At 29.8% G+C, this 19,492-nt stretch carries 17 protein-coding genes; 9 read left to right on the forward strand and 8 right to left on the reverse strand.

What is annotated here, in order from left to right; genetic code table 11:
- Positions 1-12 precede the first annotated feature (12 nt).
- From H518_RS0100625 to H518_RS0100665, 9 genes are all read left to right on the forward strand, one after another.
- On the forward strand, positions 13-273 hold the full coding sequence (locus H518_RS0100625) for a thiamine-binding protein (RefSeq protein ID WP_028887273.1): 261 nt from the start codon (positions 13-15) through the stop codon (positions 271-273).
- Positions 257-886 carry a nicotinamide riboside transporter PnuC gene (gene pnuC, locus H518_RS0100630; protein WP_028887274.1) on the forward strand — a complete coding sequence of 210 codons (630 nt, stop codon included), beginning with the start codon at positions 257-259 and terminating at the stop codon, positions 884-886. The genes H518_RS0100625 and pnuC overlap by 17 nt, the downstream gene beginning before the upstream one ends.
- Positions 850-1,503 (forward strand): AAA family ATPase, encoded by a 654-nt coding sequence (locus tag H518_RS0100635; protein ID WP_028887275.1) that lies wholly within the window; start codon positions 850-852, stop codon positions 1,501-1,503. Before pnuC ends, H518_RS0100635 begins: the two co-directional genes overlap by 37 nt.
- Position 1,504: 1 nt before the next feature.
- Positions 1,505-1,909, forward strand: coding sequence for an alternative ribosome rescue aminoacyl-tRNA hydrolase ArfB (gene arfB / locus H518_RS0100640; RefSeq protein ID WP_028887276.1), 405 nt, complete (start codon positions 1,505-1,507; stop codon positions 1,907-1,909).
- A gap of 380 nt (positions 1,910-2,289) precedes the next feature.
- Complete coding sequence (locus H518_RS0100645; RefSeq protein ID WP_028887277.1) at positions 2,290-4,614, forward strand: TonB-dependent receptor; 2,325 nt, start codon at positions 2,290-2,292, stop codon at positions 4,612-4,614.
- A 119-nt stretch (positions 4,615-4,733) separates the two neighbouring features.
- On the forward strand, positions 4,734-5,888 hold the full coding sequence (locus tag H518_RS0100650; protein ID WP_028887278.1) for a hypothetical protein: 1,155 nt from the start codon (positions 4,734-4,736) through the stop codon (positions 5,886-5,888).
- A 207-nt stretch (positions 5,889-6,095) separates the two neighbouring features.
- A complete protein-coding gene (locus H518_RS0100655; protein WP_028887279.1) occupies positions 6,096-6,683 on the forward strand; it encodes a 2OG-Fe(II) oxygenase in 588 nt (195 codons plus the stop codon).
- 954 nt (positions 6,684-7,637) lie between these two features.
- Entirely contained in the window at positions 7,638-8,102 is a 465-nt protein-coding gene (locus H518_RS0100660; protein WP_028887280.1) for a hypothetical protein, read from the forward strand.
- Between the two features lie 31 nt (positions 8,103-8,133).
- The gene (locus tag H518_RS0100665; RefSeq protein ID WP_028887281.1) at positions 8,134-9,813 is read left to right on the forward strand and encodes a HEAT repeat domain-containing protein; all 1,680 of its coding nucleotides are present in this window, start codon (positions 8,134-8,136) and stop codon (positions 9,811-9,813) included.
- A gap of 148 nt (positions 9,814-9,961) precedes the next feature.
- Here the strand turns inward: H518_RS0100665 and H518_RS0100670 are convergent, their stop codons facing one another.
- From H518_RS0100670 to H518_RS0100705, 8 genes are all read right to left on the reverse strand, one after another.
- On the reverse strand, positions 9,962-10,231 hold the full coding sequence (locus tag H518_RS0100670) for a heavy-metal-associated domain-containing protein (RefSeq protein WP_028887282.1): 270 nt from the start codon (positions 10,229-10,231) through the stop codon (positions 9,962-9,964).
- Between the two features lies 1 nt (position 10,232).
- The gene (locus tag H518_RS0100675) at positions 10,233-10,610 is read right to left on the reverse strand and encodes a rhodanese-like domain-containing protein (protein ID WP_028887283.1); all 378 of its coding nucleotides are present in this window, start codon (positions 10,608-10,610) and stop codon (positions 10,233-10,235) included.
- A gap of 6 nt (positions 10,611-10,616) precedes the next feature.
- The gene (locus tag H518_RS0100680) at positions 10,617-12,023 is read right to left on the reverse strand and encodes an MBL fold metallo-hydrolase (protein WP_028887284.1); all 1,407 of its coding nucleotides are present in this window, start codon (positions 12,021-12,023) and stop codon (positions 10,617-10,619) included.
- Between the two features lie 8 nt (positions 12,024-12,031).
- Positions 12,032-13,762, reverse strand: coding sequence for a SulP family inorganic anion transporter (locus H518_RS0100685; protein WP_028887285.1), 1,731 nt, complete (start codon positions 13,760-13,762; stop codon positions 12,032-12,034).
- Between the two features lies 1 nt (position 13,763).
- Positions 13,764-14,786, reverse strand: coding sequence for a Holliday junction branch migration DNA helicase RuvB (ruvB, locus tag H518_RS0100690; protein ID WP_028887286.1), 1,023 nt, complete (start codon positions 14,784-14,786; stop codon positions 13,764-13,766).
- A 150-nt stretch (positions 14,787-14,936) separates the two neighbouring features.
- Complete coding sequence (locus H518_RS0100695; RefSeq protein WP_028887287.1) at positions 14,937-16,724, reverse strand: cytochrome c oxidase subunit I; 1,788 nt, start codon at positions 16,722-16,724, stop codon at positions 14,937-14,939.
- 28 nt (positions 16,725-16,752) lie between these two features.
- Complete coding sequence (locus tag H518_RS0100700; protein WP_028887288.1) at positions 16,753-17,760, reverse strand: cytochrome c oxidase subunit II; 1,008 nt, start codon at positions 17,758-17,760, stop codon at positions 16,753-16,755.
- Positions 17,761-17,910: 150 nt separating this feature from the next.
- Positions 17,911-19,491 carry a quinol:cytochrome C oxidoreductase gene (locus H518_RS0100705; RefSeq protein WP_028887289.1) on the reverse strand — a complete coding sequence of 527 codons (1,581 nt, stop codon included), beginning with the start codon at positions 19,489-19,491 and terminating at the stop codon, positions 17,911-17,913.
- Position 19,492 lies beyond the last annotated feature (1 nt).

The raw sequence follows: 19,492 nt of genomic DNA on the forward strand, positions 1-19,492 counted from the left end.
ATATCTTTTAATATGAAAATATCAGTAGAACTTACGTTAACACCACTTCAAAACGAATTTGAAGCACCGATTATTAACTTTATAAAAAAATTGAGAGCTTCTGGTTTAACAGTACTTGAAAATCCGTTAAGTACTCAAGTGTATGGAGATTACGATACCGTAATGAAATTGGTAACAAATGAATTAAAAAATACTTTCGAATTAATTGATAGCGGAATATTATTTATGAAAATTGTAAAATCTGATCGAAGCAATTATGAGCCAAGTTTTTGATTTACTTTTTAGTCAATACGCTACCTATTCTACTTTAGATATTTCTTTAGAAATTGTAGCTATAATTTTTGGTTTTTTATCGGTTTGGTATTCAAAAAAGAATAAAATTTGGGTATTTCCTACTGGCATGATTAGCACTATTATTTTTGTATACCTGTTGTTTAAATGGCAACTATTAGGTGATATGATGATTAATGGTTATTATTTTATTATGAGTGTTTATGGTTGGTATATTTGGACTCGCACTATTGATGAAACTCACGCGACTCCTATCTCTAGAACAACATTAAAAGAAAAGAAAACGAGTGTTTTTATTTTTTTTGCTACGCTAGTTTTCGTGTACTCAGTTTATACCTATTTTGATAAATGGAATAACTGGACTGCTTATATTGATACTGTTACTACAGCAATCTTTTTTGTAGGAATGTGGCTAATGGCAAAGCGCAAAATTGAAAATTGGATTTATTGGATTATTGGCGATATTATCTCTGTTCCACTATATTTATATAAAGGGTTTACTTTTACTAGTTTTCAATATTTAATATTTACATTTATTGCCGTTAGCGGTTATTTAGCATGGAAGAAAAACTTAGACAAAAACCAATTAACTTAATAAAAGTTGTTCTATTCGGACCTGAAAGCACGGGTAAGACAACGCTTTCTGGTCAATTAGCACGTCATTACAATACTGTTTGGGCACCTGAATTTGCTCGTGAATATTTACAAGATAAATGGAATAATGAACGTAAAATTTGTGAACAACAAGACATTATTCCTATTGCAGAAGGTCAAATAAAACTAGAAAATGATTTAGCAAAAAAAGCTGATAAAGTTTTAGTTTGTGATACTGATCTATTAGAAACAAAAGTATACTCAGAAGAATATTATGGTGGCTTTGTAGATCCTAAACTTAATAAAGCTGCAATCGAGAATTCATACGATATTTATTTCTTAACTTATATTGATACTCCTTGGGAAGCTGATGATTTACGTGATAAACCCGGTGAACGTTTAGAAATGTTTACAGCTTTTGAAAACACTTTAAAAAAATACAACCGCCCTTATATTTTACTTAAAGGAGATAAAGAAACGCGCCTTAAAAAAGCAGTTGAAATTATTGATGATTTACTTTCTAAAAAAGAAAACTTATATTCTTTCTCTGATACATTAACAGATTTAGATATGCATTTTATGCATCAAAATATCGACACAAACGATTATCCTATATAATATGAATACTCATGAGCTTATAAAAGAATTAAAATTTAAAGCCATTAGAAGTTCTGGTGCTGGTGGGCAACATGTAAACAAAGTGTCTTCAAAAATTGAATTAACTTTTGATTTAGAAAACTCAAAAGAATTATCGAAAAATCAAAAAGAAATACTCTTAAAAAAACTTACCAATCGACTTACAAAAGAAAATATTTTAATTCTATTTTCAGACGAAACTCGCTCTCAGCATAGAAATAAAGAACTTGCTATAAAACGTTTTTTAGAAATCATAACACAAGGTTTAAAAAGACAAAAAATTAGAAGAGCTACAAAACCAAGTAGAAGTTCTATTCGAAAGAAAGTAGAAAACAAAAAACGCCAAGCATCAAAAAAGTTACTTCGAAAAAAACCGTCTCTAGAGTAGTTTTCATTTTCTAAATCTTTTGCTTTTTTGAATTAAAAAATCCATTTTTAAAAAAGATGAATTAAGGCTATTAAAAATAATCAATTCTTTATATGCTATTCACAAAATCTGTTTTACATTTGCAGCGTTCTCATAAAGGGGTGCCTATATCGGCTGAGATCATACCCAATGAACCTAGAACAGGTAATGCTGTTTAGGGAGGCGATAATCGCCATTTTGTAAAACAAGTAATTGTGAACAAAGTAAAATAATCTTTATCTATAAGATTGTTTCACTATAATCGCAAGCAACTAATTATTTAACAATAACAAAAGAATAATTACCTCTTTTTATTCAATTTTATTTTATAAAAAATGAGACCTATGTCTTTTAATAAACAAATGAAAACAATAGCTTTTCTATTCGTATTATTTACTGCTATAACAGTAAATGCGCAAAACCTTATCTTATCTGGTAAAGTAGTTAATAGCAGTCAAAAACCTCTTGTTGGTGCCACAATTGTTATTAAAGAACTTAAAAAAGGAACTTCTTCTGATTTTGAAGGAAACTTTAAAATAAAACTAGCAAAAGGAACACATCGTATTGCTATTTCTTATGTTGGATTTAAAACTTTAATTCAAACTGTAGCAATAAAAAACAATCAATCTATAACTTTTCAATTAACATCAAATGAAAATGTATTAGATGAAGTATTAGTTTCTGCTGTTCGGGTAAAAGCTGATGCTCCTGTAACACATTCAAACCTAACAAAAAAAGAAATAGCTAAACGTAATTTAGGACAAGATATTCCTATTTTATTAAACTACTTACCAAATGTTATTTCTTCATCTGATGCTGGTGCTGGAGTTGGATACACTTATATTCGTGTTCGTGGTTCTGATGCTTCTCGTGTTAATGTAACCGTAAATGGTATTCCTTATAATGATGCTGAAAGTCAAGGAACTTTTTGGGTAAATATGGGAGATTTTGCCTCATCAACTCAAAGTTTACAGTTACAGCGTGGTGTAGGTACATCTACTAATGGTTCTGGCGCATTTGGTGCAAGTTTAAATATTCTTACTGATGCTGTTGCCGAAAAAGCTGGTGGAGAAATTTCTAATTCTTTTGGTTCTTACGGAACTAGAAAACACACTGTAAAGTTTACAACTGGTAAAGTGAATAAACATTTTGAATTTGCTGGACGTTTATCTAATATTTATTCTGATGGTTATATTGATAGATCTTCATCTGATTTAAAATCATATTTTTTACAAGGGAGTTATACTGATGATAATACATTAATAAAAGCCCTTGTTTTTGGAGGAAAAGAAAAAACTGACCAGGCTTGGTATGGGTTATCAGCTACAGAATTAAAAGAAGATCGTCGTCAAAACCCTTATACCTATGATAACGAAACTGATAACTACCAACAAGATCATTATCAATTACATTGGAATGAGAAATTAAACGACAATTGGTCCACTAATATTGGACTAAATTACACACGTGGTAAAGGATATTATGAACAGTTTAAAGAAGGGGAAGATGCTATTGATTACAATAATTTAATTGTTGATGATAGTGATGTTATTGTTAGAAGGTGGTTAGACAACCACTTCTACGTTATTAACGGAAATACAACATATAAAAATGATAGGTTAGAAGTTATCTCTGGTTTTTCTTTTAGTAAATATGACAATGATCATTACGGAGAAATAATTTGGGGAAGCGACTTAGCTCCAAATGTTAGTATCCGTGACCATTATTATGACAGCACTTCTAATAAATATGACTGGAGTGCCTTTTCTAAGACAACATTTAATGTTTCTGAGAATTTAAAAGCTTATATTGATTTACAAGGTAGAATTGTAAAATACAAAACTGTAGGATTAACATCTGATAGAGATCCAATTAATATAAACAAAAAGTATCGCTTCTTTAATCCTAAAGTTGGATTAACATATAACGTAAATAAAGAACATAGTTTATATGCTTCTTATGCTAAAGCTAACAGAGAACCTAACAGAAACGATTTTGAAGGAGGGAATTCTAAACATGAAAGTTTAGATGATTATGAGTTCGGTTGGCGTTTAAAAAATAAAACTGTAAAACTAAGTACGAACGTGTATTATATGAATTATAAGAATCAATTAATTTTAACTGGAGCTATTGATTCAAATACAGGTGAGCCACTAAGAGCTTCAAGCGGTCGTAGTTATCGATTAGGTTTAGAGATTGATGCTGACATCAGCTTAACAAAAAGTTTTTCTGTACGCCAGAACATTGCAGTTAGTCAAAATAAAAATATTGATTTCTTTACTAATAGAGACAATGCTTTGCAAGAGTTAGGAAATACAACTATTGCTAATTCACCAAATATTGTAAGTGGTAACACATTTGTATACCATCCATCAGAAAATTTTCAAATTGCATTTTTAACAAAGTTTGTAGGTGAACAATATTTAAGTAATACAGATACTAAAACTTCAAAATTAGATAGCTACTTTACTAGTGATTTTAATATAATGTATGAATTAAAAACGAAATCAATATTTAAATCTATTGTATTTACAGGGTTGGTAAATAATGTTTTTAATAAAGAATATGTAGATCGAGGTTATATTTATTTAGATGATTGGTCTACACCAGGAACTACGCAAGAAGCCCAAGGGTATTACCCGCAAGCTACCATTAATTTCCTAGCAGGAATTACTTTAAAATTTTAAAAAACACCTTTAAAAACCTGAGCTATCGCTCAGGTTTTTTATTGAAAAAATATAACTTAGCAACCTAATGATATAGGTTCTCAAAACGTACTAACATCATTAAAATTAAATAAAAAAACATGAAAAATTTAAAAGTAACAACAATTTTAGTCTTATCCTTATTTACTTTAATACTTAATTGTTGTAGTAGTAATAACAATGACCTTGAAGACACTCCAGAAATAATTAATCTTGAAGATGTTAAAATATCAGATTTTCCTTTATTTGGAATTACTCCTATTTCTATTGAAATTATAGCCCCTACTATTGTAAATAATAAAGAAACAAAATTTGGAGAAATTAATATCGTAATCCCTTATACTGTTTCTTTGAATGGAATTGCTTCTTCTATTACATCAAACGAATTAAACTTAAGTAAATTCAATATTTTCCCTGGTAATAATACTATGCTTAATTTTGAAACGCGAACCCATATATATAAGATTGTAAACGTTTTTGATGAATCAGAAGAGTTATTACATTATGTTGTAAATATTAAAAAAGAAACAGCCCCAATACTTTCTACTTTAACCATTAGTGATTTTAAATTTGAGGTTACAAAAAACGCTCAATTAACTGAAGATGTTATTATCGAACATAGATTTGAAAATGGAAACAGGCGTGATATTTATTTATTCGTACCTGAAGGAACAAATTTTTCAAACTTAACACCAACAGCTATATTTGATGCCGAGGAAGTTTTTTTTACACAAAACTCTTCTATTCCTGTTATAGATATAGATACGCCATATCCAACTGTAGATACTAATTTTGATTTTTCATATCCAAAAAGTTTTACCATAGTATTAAGAGATAACTCTAGTAATAGAATGAAATGGGTAAATATTTTTGTGGATGTTAAAAACCCTGTACAACTTGAAAATACTGATATTACAACACCAAACATAACAGCACTTGGTTCTTCAAAATATTTTAATGGTATTACAAAATGGAAGAATGTGGGTAATCATAAAATTGAGTTTAAATCGGCAACTACATATGAAAATAAAGTTCCTGATATTACTGGAAATATTATAAAGGCTGACAGAGTTTTGGTTGCTGGTGGTTTAGCTCCTGGAGAAAGTGCAAACGTTAATATTTTAGTCAAAGAAAATTTACCCATGGGAGAATACAAAACTACAGCATTATTCCATACTAGTTTTTTTGGACACAATGCTGTTGATGACATAGTTAAACCAATCAAATTGAACATCATATCTAACCTTGTAAACTAAAAAGTGTAAATTAATATCAAGTTCTTATTAGGAATGAAAATTATTCATTCCTAATAAGAATTCTATTATATACCTACTCCTTTTTTTCTATTAAGACCTAGCTAATCCATATTGACTTTCTTCGTAAAAAGAAATAACTTAGCTAACTACTGTAATATTTAATTTACAGCAAGTATCTACCCTAAATTTTATAAGAAATAAAATATTATGTCTATAAACTATTCTTTTGGTCTTCCACTCAAGCATAATTTCGCCGAATATGTATATTATCAAGGATTAATTCTTCCTCATGAAATAGATAAAATACTCAATTTTTGGGACGATAATAAAACAATAAAAGCAACAGTTAATGGGAAAGATAAGTATAACGATGAACTAAGAAAAAGTGCTGTTATGTTTATTGAAAACACTCAAAAGAACGACTGGATTTACAGTAAACTAGCTGGTCTTGCTGTAAATTGTAATAATGAAAGATATTGGTTTGATTTATTAGGCTTTCATCAAGAACTACAACTTACAAGGTATTCTGAAGGAGATTTCTTTGATTGGCATTTAGATTTCGGTGCTGGAGAAATTTCGGCTCGTAAATTAAGTATATCTATTCAATTATCAGACTCTGATGATTATGAGGGTGGTGATTTACAATTTATGATTAATCAGAAAGTCGTGAATGCTCCACGAGAAAAAGGTACGATAGTAATTTTTCCGTCATTCATTATTCATAGAGTTACTCCAATTACCAAAGGTACTCGTCAGTCAATTGTTGGCTGGGTTTCTGGCCCTCCTTATAGATAAATCGCTCATAAACTAGCACAAAAAAAATTAATTATTAAAAAGACCGAGCTATTTGCTCGGTCTTTTTATGCCTTATTTTGTCTCATCCTGAAATAGCATTACACTAAACATAAGTGTAATGAAAAATAATTATGTAAAACGTACGTAAAAAGATTATAGCATCTCTTTTTAACTTCATGTGATACAAGAGGTTGAGCAAGGTCTATTAACCCGAAATCAAGCTTTGGACAAATTATGGTATTCAAGCAAAATCCACGATTTGAACTTGGTTAAAAAAATATGGTGAATTTGATTATAACTTTACAATAAATCAACCTATATCCAAAATTCTAAAGCAACGTATTTTAGGATTAGAACAGCAAGTTAGATTATTAGAAAAACAAAAACCTAGAGCAGAACATTTAGCTGATAAAAAGCGATTCTGTTTGATATAATGATTAATATTGTAGAAGAGGAATTTAATATTCCTATTAAAAAAAAGTCTGTACCCGAGTTGTCGAAAAATTTCGTCAAGAAAAGCAATAAAAAATAGTATTTTACATGTGAATTACTCGGGATTAATAAACAGGTTTATTATAGCGCTAAACAAACTAATATTTATAAGTAAAAAACTAACTAATAAAGTTAGTTAGAACCATTCGTATGATAATGCCTAAGTTGGGAACTAGAAAATTATATGATAAAGAAGATTACCTTTATCGCGATTATCAGTAAGTAGAGATCAGTTATCTGATATTTTAAGAGCTAATCACATGCTTATAAAACCTAAAAAGAGATATCATATAACTACGAACTCTCATCATAGATTTAAAAAACATCAAAATCTAATAACTACTTTAGAGTATTAGTTTTGTAACGCTATTTCAGAGCGTTACAAAAGTTACAATTTTTACCTTTTTGATTAAAAATAATATAAATTCGCAAACTCATACCACTATAATTAATTATCTAAACATGAAAAAAATAAATTTAAAATTATCTTTTACACTATTTATTATTACAATCATATTTGGAGCGTGTAAAAATGATAATTCGAAACAAAAAAAAGACGAGTTTAAAAAAGTAGCAACAAGATATACTAATAAAACGCAACTTTTTCCAACATTAAATATTAAGCCTAATGAAAAAATAATTTCTCCTAAAAAAATTAGGGTTAATTCAGAAGGTGTATGGTTTGCTAGTGAAGGAGAATTAGGATGGATTCAACTTAAAGATAACGAAGGAAATGAACTAGCAAGAGGTATTTTAAGTGCTGAAGGAGATTGGATGAAAGAAGGCCCAGTGATGTTTTCAACAATCTTAACATTTGATATAAAAAATATAGAGAAAGGTAAATTAGTTATCCATAATGATCCTGGACCAGGTGATGGTGATGAAGCTGGCAAAAACATAAACTTTGAGATTCCAATAACTTTTTAGTTTCTAAAAAACACTAATCAATTATTAAAAAATGAAATTTAATAAGAAAAACTTAAACAACATAGAAGACTTCTTAGAAAAATTTAGTGAAAAATATTCTTGTTTTTATGAATCTTTCTATGAAATAAGAAAAGGACGAAAACTTAGTGTAAAGATTGGTAAAAAAATAGGAAGTGATTTAACTAAATTAGAAAAAATTAATGAACAAATATGGGAGTTCACTTCTATTTACTCATGGAATTTTACTTCTTTTTTGTGTAGCTCACTTTGGAATACTGATGAGGTTTTACATAAAGACGTTAGTACATTTGTTAATAAAATATTATTAAACTTTAACAAGGTCTCAGATAAAAAAACAGAGCCTGAAGTAAAACTAAAAAAAGAAATTGATCTTAAAAAACTAAAGAAAGATGTTGATGCTTCTCCGTACACTGTTTTTTGGGAAGCTAAAAGTATTTTGCCAACAAATAACGATAAAGAAGGTTGCTTAGAAGTTATATTAAAAGCATTGTCTAATATAGATGATGATATAGATGAACACGATACAAGTAATTATAACTCTTATTTTGAACCTGTAAATGAAGATGAACCATGTTATGATGAGCATTTGGAATATCAAGAGCACTATATAAATCTTTTAAAGAAGGTAAAAGCAACTAAAAATATTACTCAGAAAGAATTTGAATATACCTCTACTATAGAAGTAAATAAACATATTGAGGTTATAAACATAGACACTCACGAATCAGATCATGATGGCTCATATTATATTTCTTTTCTATCTTCTATATATTGGGATACACCAGAAAAATATCGAAAAAATATTCATAATAGTTTTCACAAATCACTAGATCAATTTAATAACAGGTCCGAAAAACCAATTTCTATTGAGCTCTTAAAAGCAAGAAATAATACTTATGATTCTCTAGAAATAGCACAACTATTAATTGATTATGCAAATTCCTTATGGGAAAACGTAAACAAAATTTATAAGTTTAATTATGTTATAGAGATAATAAACAAAATGCCTTTATATGGGCAAGAAGTGAAAAATGGTTTAGCCAATGAATTAGAGAAAAAACAAAAAATATCTGAAATTAAAAAATACCTAGATTTTTTAAAAGAAAGTAGTTTCCATTTTTTTATGAATCATGAAAAAGTAAAAAATTCGCTAATAAAAAAAGTATCACAAACTAAAGGTAATAGAATAACAGTAATTCAGCAGCTTGCCTATTTTAATGATGAAGAAGTACAACAAACTTTTATTAATTGCCTAAATGATTCTAATCCAACAATTGTATATCATGCTATAAAGGCACTTTCATATCAAAAAAACTTAGCTTTAAGTATACATCATATAAAAGAATTGTTTTTAAATAGTGATCAATTAGAGTATCATTTAAAAAATACAATTTACGTGTTCTCAAAAATAAAAAACCCCTTAATTTCCGAATTTTTAACACCTTTAAAAAAGGTGTATATTAAAGACCAAATAAGGGACAGTGTTATATATAATTATAAAGTTAACATAAATAGTGATGTTAATCTTAACACACTTGATAAGGTTGATTTTAATAAATTTTATTCAGATATGTTATGGTCTTTTAATTTAGTTCCTACAGACATTTATAATATAAATTCTTATGACCACAGTATTAATGGGATGAATCAGTTAGTTTTAGATCACTGGAAATGTAAACTAGACGAATAATACCATTTCTAATTAAAAACTTATCCAAGGATTACTAAAAACTGTTTGGATATTTTTAGTTCAGTTAATTAATCAATTAGTTTTAATTGATTGATTGATTAACATTACATAATTTAAATCATAAAAAACGAGCTATTTATCTCATTTTTTATGATTTATTTACTTTACCTACTGCACAACTAACAAACGACTTTGCTTTATGAAACACTGTGTTTTTATCACCAACCTCAGGATAACCAAGCCTAGATAATTTTTCTTTTACTATCAGTAGAGTAGCTTCATTTGTAAATAAAGTAACTAATGATTTTTCTACATTAACATTTACTTCGCTTACCTCATTTATTGATTTTAATCCGTTTATAATTGTATTCGCACAACCACCACATTTTAAATTCTCTATATAAATTTCTTGTTTCATTTTATTTGTTTTTTTCTTTCCATTCTAAATAACCTCCTAAAACATTATAAGGGTTAAAACCTTCTTTTAGCAACATATCAGATGCTATTTTAGACCTTCCTCCTGATCGACAGTATACATATACTGTTTTTGTTTTATCAAGTTTTTCTAATATAATACTTTTAAAAGTATCGTCAGTTACATTTATTTCTATGGCATTCTCAATTGTTCCTTTTGCACATTCCTCAGGCGTACGCACATCTAATAACTGAACATTTTTATTTGCTTTTAAAATAAGCTGTAAATCATCAATCGTTATATCTTTTACTACATTTTCTTTTGACGTACAAGACATTATAATTGTAAAAACTAATCCTATAAAAAAAAGATTATTTTTCATTCTTTTTTATTTTAAAGTTGACGGACAAACAGTTGCTGTCCTTGAGATATTCGTTTCTTTTATTGCTTTATAACCACCAGCTACATCAATTACATTATGGTAACCTCTTGCTTTTAAAATTGATGAAGCGATTACCGAGCGATACCCACCCGCACAATGAATATAAAAATTCCCTTCTTTAGGGAATTCTTGAATATGGTCGTTTAAAAAATCTAACGGAGTATTTGGTACATCAATAATATGTTCGTTTTCATATTCTCCTGGTTTACGAGCATCGAATACTTTTGAATTATTATTTATAGCGACTTCTAAATCATTAGCAGAAACAGAACGTAAAGTATCAATTTCTTTTCCAGATGCTATCCACCCATCAAAGCTACCGTCTAAATATCCTAAAATATTATCAAAACCAACACGTGATAAACGTGTAATTGTAGTTTCTTCTTCACCAATAGGTGTTACCAATAAAATTGGTTGTGTTACATCTTTTATTAAAGCACCTACCCAAGGAGCAAATGTACCTCCTAAACCAATAAAAATTGATTGTGGTATAAATCCTTTAATAAAGTCAAATTGATGGCGTACATCTATAATTATAGCATCAGTTGTATTCGCTACTTTCTCAAAATCAGAAACTGATAACGCTATTGCTCCGTTTTTTATAACTTCATCAATAGATTGATATCCTTCTTTGTTCATTTTTACATTTAAAGGAAAATAAGCTGGTGGAGGTAATAATCCGTCAGTTACTTCATTTACAAACTCTTCCTTTGTCATATCTGCTCGCAAAGCATAATTTGTTTTCTTTTGGTCACCAATAGTCCCTACAGTTTCTTTACTTAAATTTTTACCACAAGCAGAACCTGCTCCGTGTGCTGGATATACAATAACATCATCATCTAATGTCATAATTTTTGTACGCAAACTATCGTATAATAAAGCTGCTAAATCATCAACAGTAAGTGTCTTTTTTTGCGCTAAATCAGGGCGACCAACATCTCCTAAGAATAAAGTATCTCCACTAAATATTGCATGATCTTTACCTTTCTCATCTTTTAATAAGTAAGAAGTACTCTCCATGGTATGCCCAGGTGTATGCAATGCCGTAATTGTGATATTCCCTACTTTAAAAACCTCACCATCTGTTGCTATATGAGCTTTATAATTTGTTTTAGCTGTCGGTCCGTAAACAATAGTTGCTGCTGTTTTTTCGGCTAAAGTTACATGTCCACTAACAAAATCAGCATGAAAGTGAGTTTCAAAAATATATTTAATCGTTCCATTATCTTTTTCTGCCTTCTTTATATACGATTGTACTTCACGTAACGGATCTATTATAGCAACTTCTCCATTACTTTCAATATAGTAAGCACCTTGTGCTAAACAACCTGTATAAATTTGCTCTATCTTCATAATATTAATTAGTCATACGCTTGGTGTATATACTGTGCGTATTTTTTTTGATTTTGATTATCACCTGTTTTAAAAAAATTTACTGCTCCATTTGCCCTCATAAAAAAATGATCTAAACTAACCACTTCTAAGACTCCTCCTCTAAAAAAAGCATCTCTTACAGGGCCTTTTACTCCTGCAAAATAGAATGCTATATTTCTTTTATTATAATATTTAATACGTTCTTTTAACATTTCAATACCAGTACTATCAACGCGATTTATACTTTCAGCATCTAATACTATTAATTTTAATGTTTTACCTTTTTCTTCAACCATTTCCTCTAATTTCTCTCGAAAATAATTTGAATTTGCATAAAATAATTGAGCATCAAAACGAAATACTAATACTTCTTTATCTGTTACTACTTCATTGAATCTATGTTTATTCCTATAAAAATCAGAATTTGGAACTTTTCCTAATTCAATTACATAAGGTCTTGAAGTTCTAAAAATTAATACAATTAAAGATAAACCTACACCTATTAAAATACCGTGTTCAATTCCAAAAGTTATTGTTGAAAAAAATGTAGCTATTAACAACCAAAAATCTAAATTATTAGCACTCCAAAGTCTTTTAGCTTCTTTAAAATTAATTAAATTGAATACTGCTACTATAATTATAGCTGCTAATATTGTTTTTGGTAAATGGTAAAATAAAGGGGTTAAAAATAATAATGTCAATATTACTATCACTACAGATATCATTGCTGAAACTCCAGTTTTCCCTCCTGCTTCTTCATTTATAGCTGAACGAGAAAAACTTGAGGTTGATGGATATGATTGAAATAGAGAACCAACAATATTACTTAAACCTAAAGCTACTAATTCTTGATTAGGTCTTATTCTATATTCATCTTGTTTTGCCTCGAGTGTTTTACCTATTGAAATAATTTCGAGGTATCCAACCATTACTAGTGTTACTGCAATTGGAAATAATTCCCTTACCAAAGCAATATCAATAATAGGAATTGTAAACTTAGGTAAACCTGAAGGGATCCCTTTTACAATTGCAACATCTAAAAAGTAATTTTCAAAAAAGCGAAGTACTACTATTCCTAAAACAACTACGATTAGTGCATTCGGTATTTTCTTATTAATTTTTCTAAAAATCATAATTATAATACAAGCTATAACTCCAATAATAGTTGTATTCATATTAAAATATGATATTCTATTAATAATATCTTCTAAGAGAATGTGTACTTGATCACTTTGCAAAAATTCAACTCCAAATAAATTTCTAAATTGATTTAGGCCTATAATCAAGGCTACAGCTGATGTAAAGCCTATAATCACAGGTCTTGACAAAAAGTTAACAATAAATCCTAAACGAAACAACCCCATTAAAAGTTGAATTCCTCCTACCATTAATGCTAATAAAATTGCTATTGCAATGTAACTTTCAGACCCTATTAACGCCAATGTTGAAACACCTGTTGCTACAATTAATGAATCCATTGCTACAGGACCAATTGCTACTTGACGTGATGAACCAAAAATAGCATACATTAATTGGGGCATTAAAGCTGCATACAAACCATAAATTGGGGGTAACCCAGCAATTAAAGCATATGCAATTCCTTGTGGAATTAACACAGTTGCAACAGTTATACCAGCTACAATATCACCACGCAGTTGTGATTTTTTATAACCAGGTAACCATTCTAATATAGGTATGAGTTTTTTTAATAATTTCATTTTAAAAAAGACCTCCTTGAGTTGGTTCCTTTATTCTTCCTAAATGTTTATATGCTAAATCTGTTACTTCTCTTCCTCTTGGTGTACGCATTATAAAACCTTGCTGAATTAAGAAAGGTTCGTATACCTCTTCAATAGTTTCTGTATTTTCACTAACGGCTGTTGCAATTGTACTTATTCCTACTGGGCCTCCTTTAAATTTATCTATAATAGTTGATAAAATTTTATTATCCATTTCGTCTAAACCGTGGGCATCTACATTTAATGCCTTTAAAGCATAAACAGCTATTTCTATGGTAATGCTTCCATTACCTTTTATTTGTGCAAAATCTCTAACTCTTCTTAATAATGCATTTGCAATACGAGGTGTTCCTCTACTTCTACCAGCTATTTCAATAGCTGCTTCCATAGAGATTGGTACTCCTAAAATATGTGAGCTTCGCTGAATAATTGTAGTTAATAATTCAGTTGAATAATAATGTAAACGACTACTAATTCCAAAACGAGCCCTCATAGGAGCAGTTAATAACCCTGAACGTGTGGTTGCACCAACCAATGTAAAAGGTTCTAAGTTTATTTGAACAGTACGTGCATTTGGCCCAGATTCAATCATTATATCGATCTTATAATCTTCCATTGCTGAATACAAATACTCTTCTACAATAGGACTTAATCGATGAATTTCATCTATAAATAGCACATCTCTTTCATCAAGATTCGTTAACAAACCTGCTAAATCACCTGGTTTATCTAAAACCGGGCCTGATGTTACTTTTATACCAACTCCTAGCTCATTTGCTAATATGTGGGCAAGTGTTGTTTTACCCAATCCTGGAGGTCCATGAAATAAGGTGTGATCTAAAGCTTCGTCTCTTTGATTTGCAGCTTCAACGAATATTTTTAGGTTATCAATTGCTTGATCTTGTCCTGAAAAATCATCAAATGATAGCGGACGTAATTTTTTTTCTACGTCTAATTCTTCGTTTGAAAAATTAGTATTATCAGGGTTTAAGTTTTCGTTCATGTGGGCACAAATATACTTGAAATATACTATTTGGTTTGTAATAATTGTTACGCAGTAATTAACTACGCTAAGATACGTATTACTCTTTAAAATTATAAAACAAAAAAGCCTTCCAAAATTGGAAGGCTTTTTTTAATCTTTAATATATTTTTAAGAAGGTTCTTCTCCTTCTAATAAAGGTGTTGTTTGTAATACGAAATCTTTTCCGTGTACATATTCACCAAATCTAGAATCATTTTCATCATCCCATACCTTACTATAATCATAAGCCCATCTGTGAACTTCAGGAATAGCACCTGGCCAGTTTCCATGAACATGTTCTACTGGAGTTGTCCATTCTAAAGTATTAGATTTCCAAGGATTTTGTGTTGCTTTTTGACCTCTATACATTGAGATAAAAAAGTTCGCTAAAAATATTATCTGAGCCAAACCACCTAAAAATGCCATTAATGTCATAAATACATTAATTTCAACTAAATCATCAAACATTGGAAAGTTTGAATTTGTGTAGTAACGACGTGGTAAACCTGCCAATCCAACAAAGTGCATTGGGAAAAATACTCCATAAGATGCTATTATAGTTAACCAAAAGTGCCAGTAACCTAATGTTTTATTCATCATTCTACCATACATTTTAGGGAACCAGTGATATACACCCGCAAACATACCAAGTAATGCAGATACCCCCATTACTAAGTGAAAGTGAGCTACTACGAAGTAAGTATCATGTACGTTAATATCTAATGCTGAATCTCCTAAAACTAATCCTGTTAAACCTCCAGTAACAAATGTAGATACTAATCCGATAGAAAATAACATTGCTGGATTTAACTGTAAATTACCTTTCCATAGAGTAGTAACATAATTAAATGCTTTAACAGCTGATGGTATTGCAATTAATACTGTTGTAAATGTAAATACAGATCCTAAGAATGGATTCATTCCTGAGATAAACATATGGTGTCCCCATACGATTGTAGATAAAAATGCAATAGCCATTATAGATCCAATCATTGCTCTATATCCAAAAATTGGTTTACGAGCGTTTGTTGAAATTACTTCAGATGTAAGACCTAATGCTGGTAATAATATAATATAAACTTCAGGGTGACCTAAAAACCAGAATAAGTGTTCAAATAATACTGGTGATCCTCCTTGATAGTGTAATACTTCTCCTGATATAAAGATATCTGATAAGAAAAATGACGTTCCGAAACTTCTATCAAATATTAATAATAAAGCTGCTGATAATAATACTGGGAATGAGATTACACCAATAATAGCTGTAATAAAGAAAGCCCACATTGTTAATGGCAATCTTGTCATTTTCATACCTTTCGTACGCAAGTTTAAAATTGTTACGATATAATTTAATGATCCTATTAATGAAGATGCTATAAAAATAGCCATAGAAACTAACCATAACGTCATTCCTGTACCTGAACCTGGAATTGCTTGTGGCAATGCAGATAACGGTGGATATATTGTCCATCCTGCTGATGCTGGTCCTGCTTCAACAAATAATGAAATTATCATAATTACTGATGATAAGAAAAATAACCAGTAAGAAACCATATTTAAAAAACCAGATGCCATATCTCTAGCTCCAATTTGCAATGGTATTAATAAGTTTGAAAATGTACCACTTAAACCTGCTGTTAGTACAAAAAACACCATTATAGTACCATGTATTGTTACTAATGCTAGGTACATATCTGGGTTCATTATACCATCTGTTTGATGGTCTCCTAAAAATGCTTCAATAATTGAAAATGATGTTTCTGGCCATGCAATTTGCAAACGAAACAACATAGACATAAAACCTCCTATAACTCCCATAAATATACCCGTAACAAGAAATTGTTTCGAGATCATTTTATGATCTTGACTGAAGATGTATTTAGTTACAAATGTTTCTTTGTGGTGGTGATCTGACATAATCTATATATATACTTTAAAAAATATCTTATTTAATAACTTGAGCTAATGTTTGTTGCTTTGATAACCAACTGTCGTACTCTTTTTGTTCAACAACTGTTATCTTCATTTGCATATTGTAGTGAGAGGCACCACAAATTTTGTTACACAACAATAAATAATCAAACTCGTAAGGATCTTCTCCTTTTACTTTTCTAATCTTGTTAATTCCATCTGTCTTTGCAATTACTTCTTTATTCAAACGCATATCTGCAGTTGTATACTTAGGCGTAAATGCAAATTGAGTAATCATACCTGGTACACAATTCATTTGCGCTCTAAAGTGAGGCATATAAGCTGAGTGTAATACATCTTGTGAACGGAACTTGAATAATATTTTTTTACCTACTGGTAAAACTAGTTCGGTTACTTTTTTATCATCTTGTGCACTAGGATCAGACATATCGACTCCCATAGAGTTTATACCTTTTATGAAATTTACATTTCCTAAACCTAATTGATTGTCTTCTCCAGCATAACGTGCTTGCCAATCAAATTGTCTTGAATAAACTTCTATTTCAATAGGGTTTTCACCATCTCCAACATACATAATATTGTTCCAAGCCCATAAACCATATCCAATTAATAAAACAATTGTTACAGCTGGAATAACTGTCCATATTAATTCTAGTTTATGACTATCTGCATAAAATAATGCTTTTTTATCTTTATTACCTCTGTACTTATAAGTAAAGAAGAAAATTAAGAATTGCATTGCAAACTGAACAACTCCAATTAACCAAAATGTAATATTAAATAAGTTATCATCGTGTTCTCCTTCTATAGAAGCAGACTCTGGTAACATTACTACATTCATTCCTATTAAACAATAAATCATCATTGTGTATAAGAAAACTAAGAATCCAATTCCTATTTTAGCTTGTGTTTCGTTGTCTTTGTCTGTAGCAATTACAGAACGAAGATTCATGATACGTGTAATTTGCCAGAAACTAACTCCGATTGCAACTGCTATGAAAATATAAAATAAAGCGAGCATAAATATTAATATTTAATAGTATTAAGAAAGACTATTATAAAGTCTTCAAATTTAATGTTTTTTTAACTCCTATGATATAAGTCATAAGATATTTTTTAAGCAAAAAAATCACCTTTTTATCACAGAAGATAAAAAGGTGACTCTATATATTTAATGATTACTATCTTCTCCTCTGTGTTCGATATTGTAGTAATGGTGTGTTTCACTTTCGTGTAAGAATGGATTCCCTTTTGCTAATGGATTCGCTTTTGCAAATGCATTAAATGTTGCAAATATGAACAATCCTAAGAAAAATAGAATTCCACTTATTTCACCAACTCCGAATCCGTATTGTGCTCCAACTGTTCCTGGCATAATCATTACAAATAAGTCTAAATAGTGACCTGCTAATATCACAACACCTCCTATTGTTACAAACCAAGGTACACTCTTAAAGTCACTATTGATTAATAATAATATTGGGAATATGAAATTCATCACTACCATTGCTAAAAATGGTACTTTATACTCATTAAAACGTAATAAGTAATAAGTTGTTTCTTCAGGAATATCAGCATACCAAATTAACATAAACTGAGCAAACCATAAATAAGTCCAGAATACTGAAAAACCAAACATATACTTTGCTAAATCATGAATATGACTATCATTTACAAATGGTAAATAACCTTTAGCTCTTAAATAAATTGTTACAAATGCAATTACCGTTAAAGCAGATACTAAAAATGTAGCTAATACATACCAACCAAATAATGTAGAGAACCAGTGAGGATCAATTCCCATAATCCAATCCCATGACATCATAGACTCAGTAATTAAAAATAGAAATAAGAAAACTACAGAGATATTATAATTTCTCATGTGTAGTTTTAAATCTCCATTTTCTTGCTTTATAGATCCTTTTCTAATAATAAAACGATAAACATTCCATACAACTAGGTAAAAAACACTTCTAATTAACCATCCTGGTGTATTTAAAAACCACTTTTTTCCGTCAACTACAGGGTCGTAATTTGGACTCTGAGGGTCGAAAACACCTTCATTCATCCAAGGGAATAAATGATTCATGTGCAAAAATGTAGCAATTAAAAACACTAACATAATAGCACTTACGTAATGTAAATTAGCTGTTATAGCTTCCATTACTCTAAATAATACTACAGACCAACCTGCTTGTGCAACTCTTTGAATTGCATAAAAAGCTAATACTAATAGTGTAACACCTAAAAAGAACATTAATGCTACAAAAAATGCCGCCCAAGGACGATTTTGCATTTGATGAAAAGCATGTTCAGCATGTGCGTCATCATGATTTACACTATGAGTATTATCAGCGTGTGATGCTACAGTTGTTTTATGTACTTCTTTTACATCTTTAGCGTGAGCTGTATCTACTGCTTTAACAATAGCACTATCCGCTTTGTGTTCATTTTTAACATCCTCTACATGTGTTTTTGTACTATCACTAACGTGAGCTACTGTAGCTTCTTCAGCATGTTTTTCAACTTTAGCATGTGCTTCAGCCTTTACTTCTTCAACATGTGCAACCTCCTCTTTATGAGAATCTACATCTGCATGTTCACTTCCGTGAGCATTGTGTTGATTCGCTAAAATTTCTTTAGCTTCTTCTAATGTTTTAGGAGCACTATAAAAACTATAAGCAGTTCCTAAAAGTCCTAAAGCCATTAAAACAATAGCAAGCATTTTTAATTTTCCTGAAAACTGATACATA

The organism is Tenacibaculum ovolyticum DSM 18103 (assembly GCF_000430545.1).
Lineage (GTDB): Bacteria > Bacteroidota > Bacteroidia > Flavobacteriales > Flavobacteriaceae > Polaribacter > Polaribacter ovolyticus.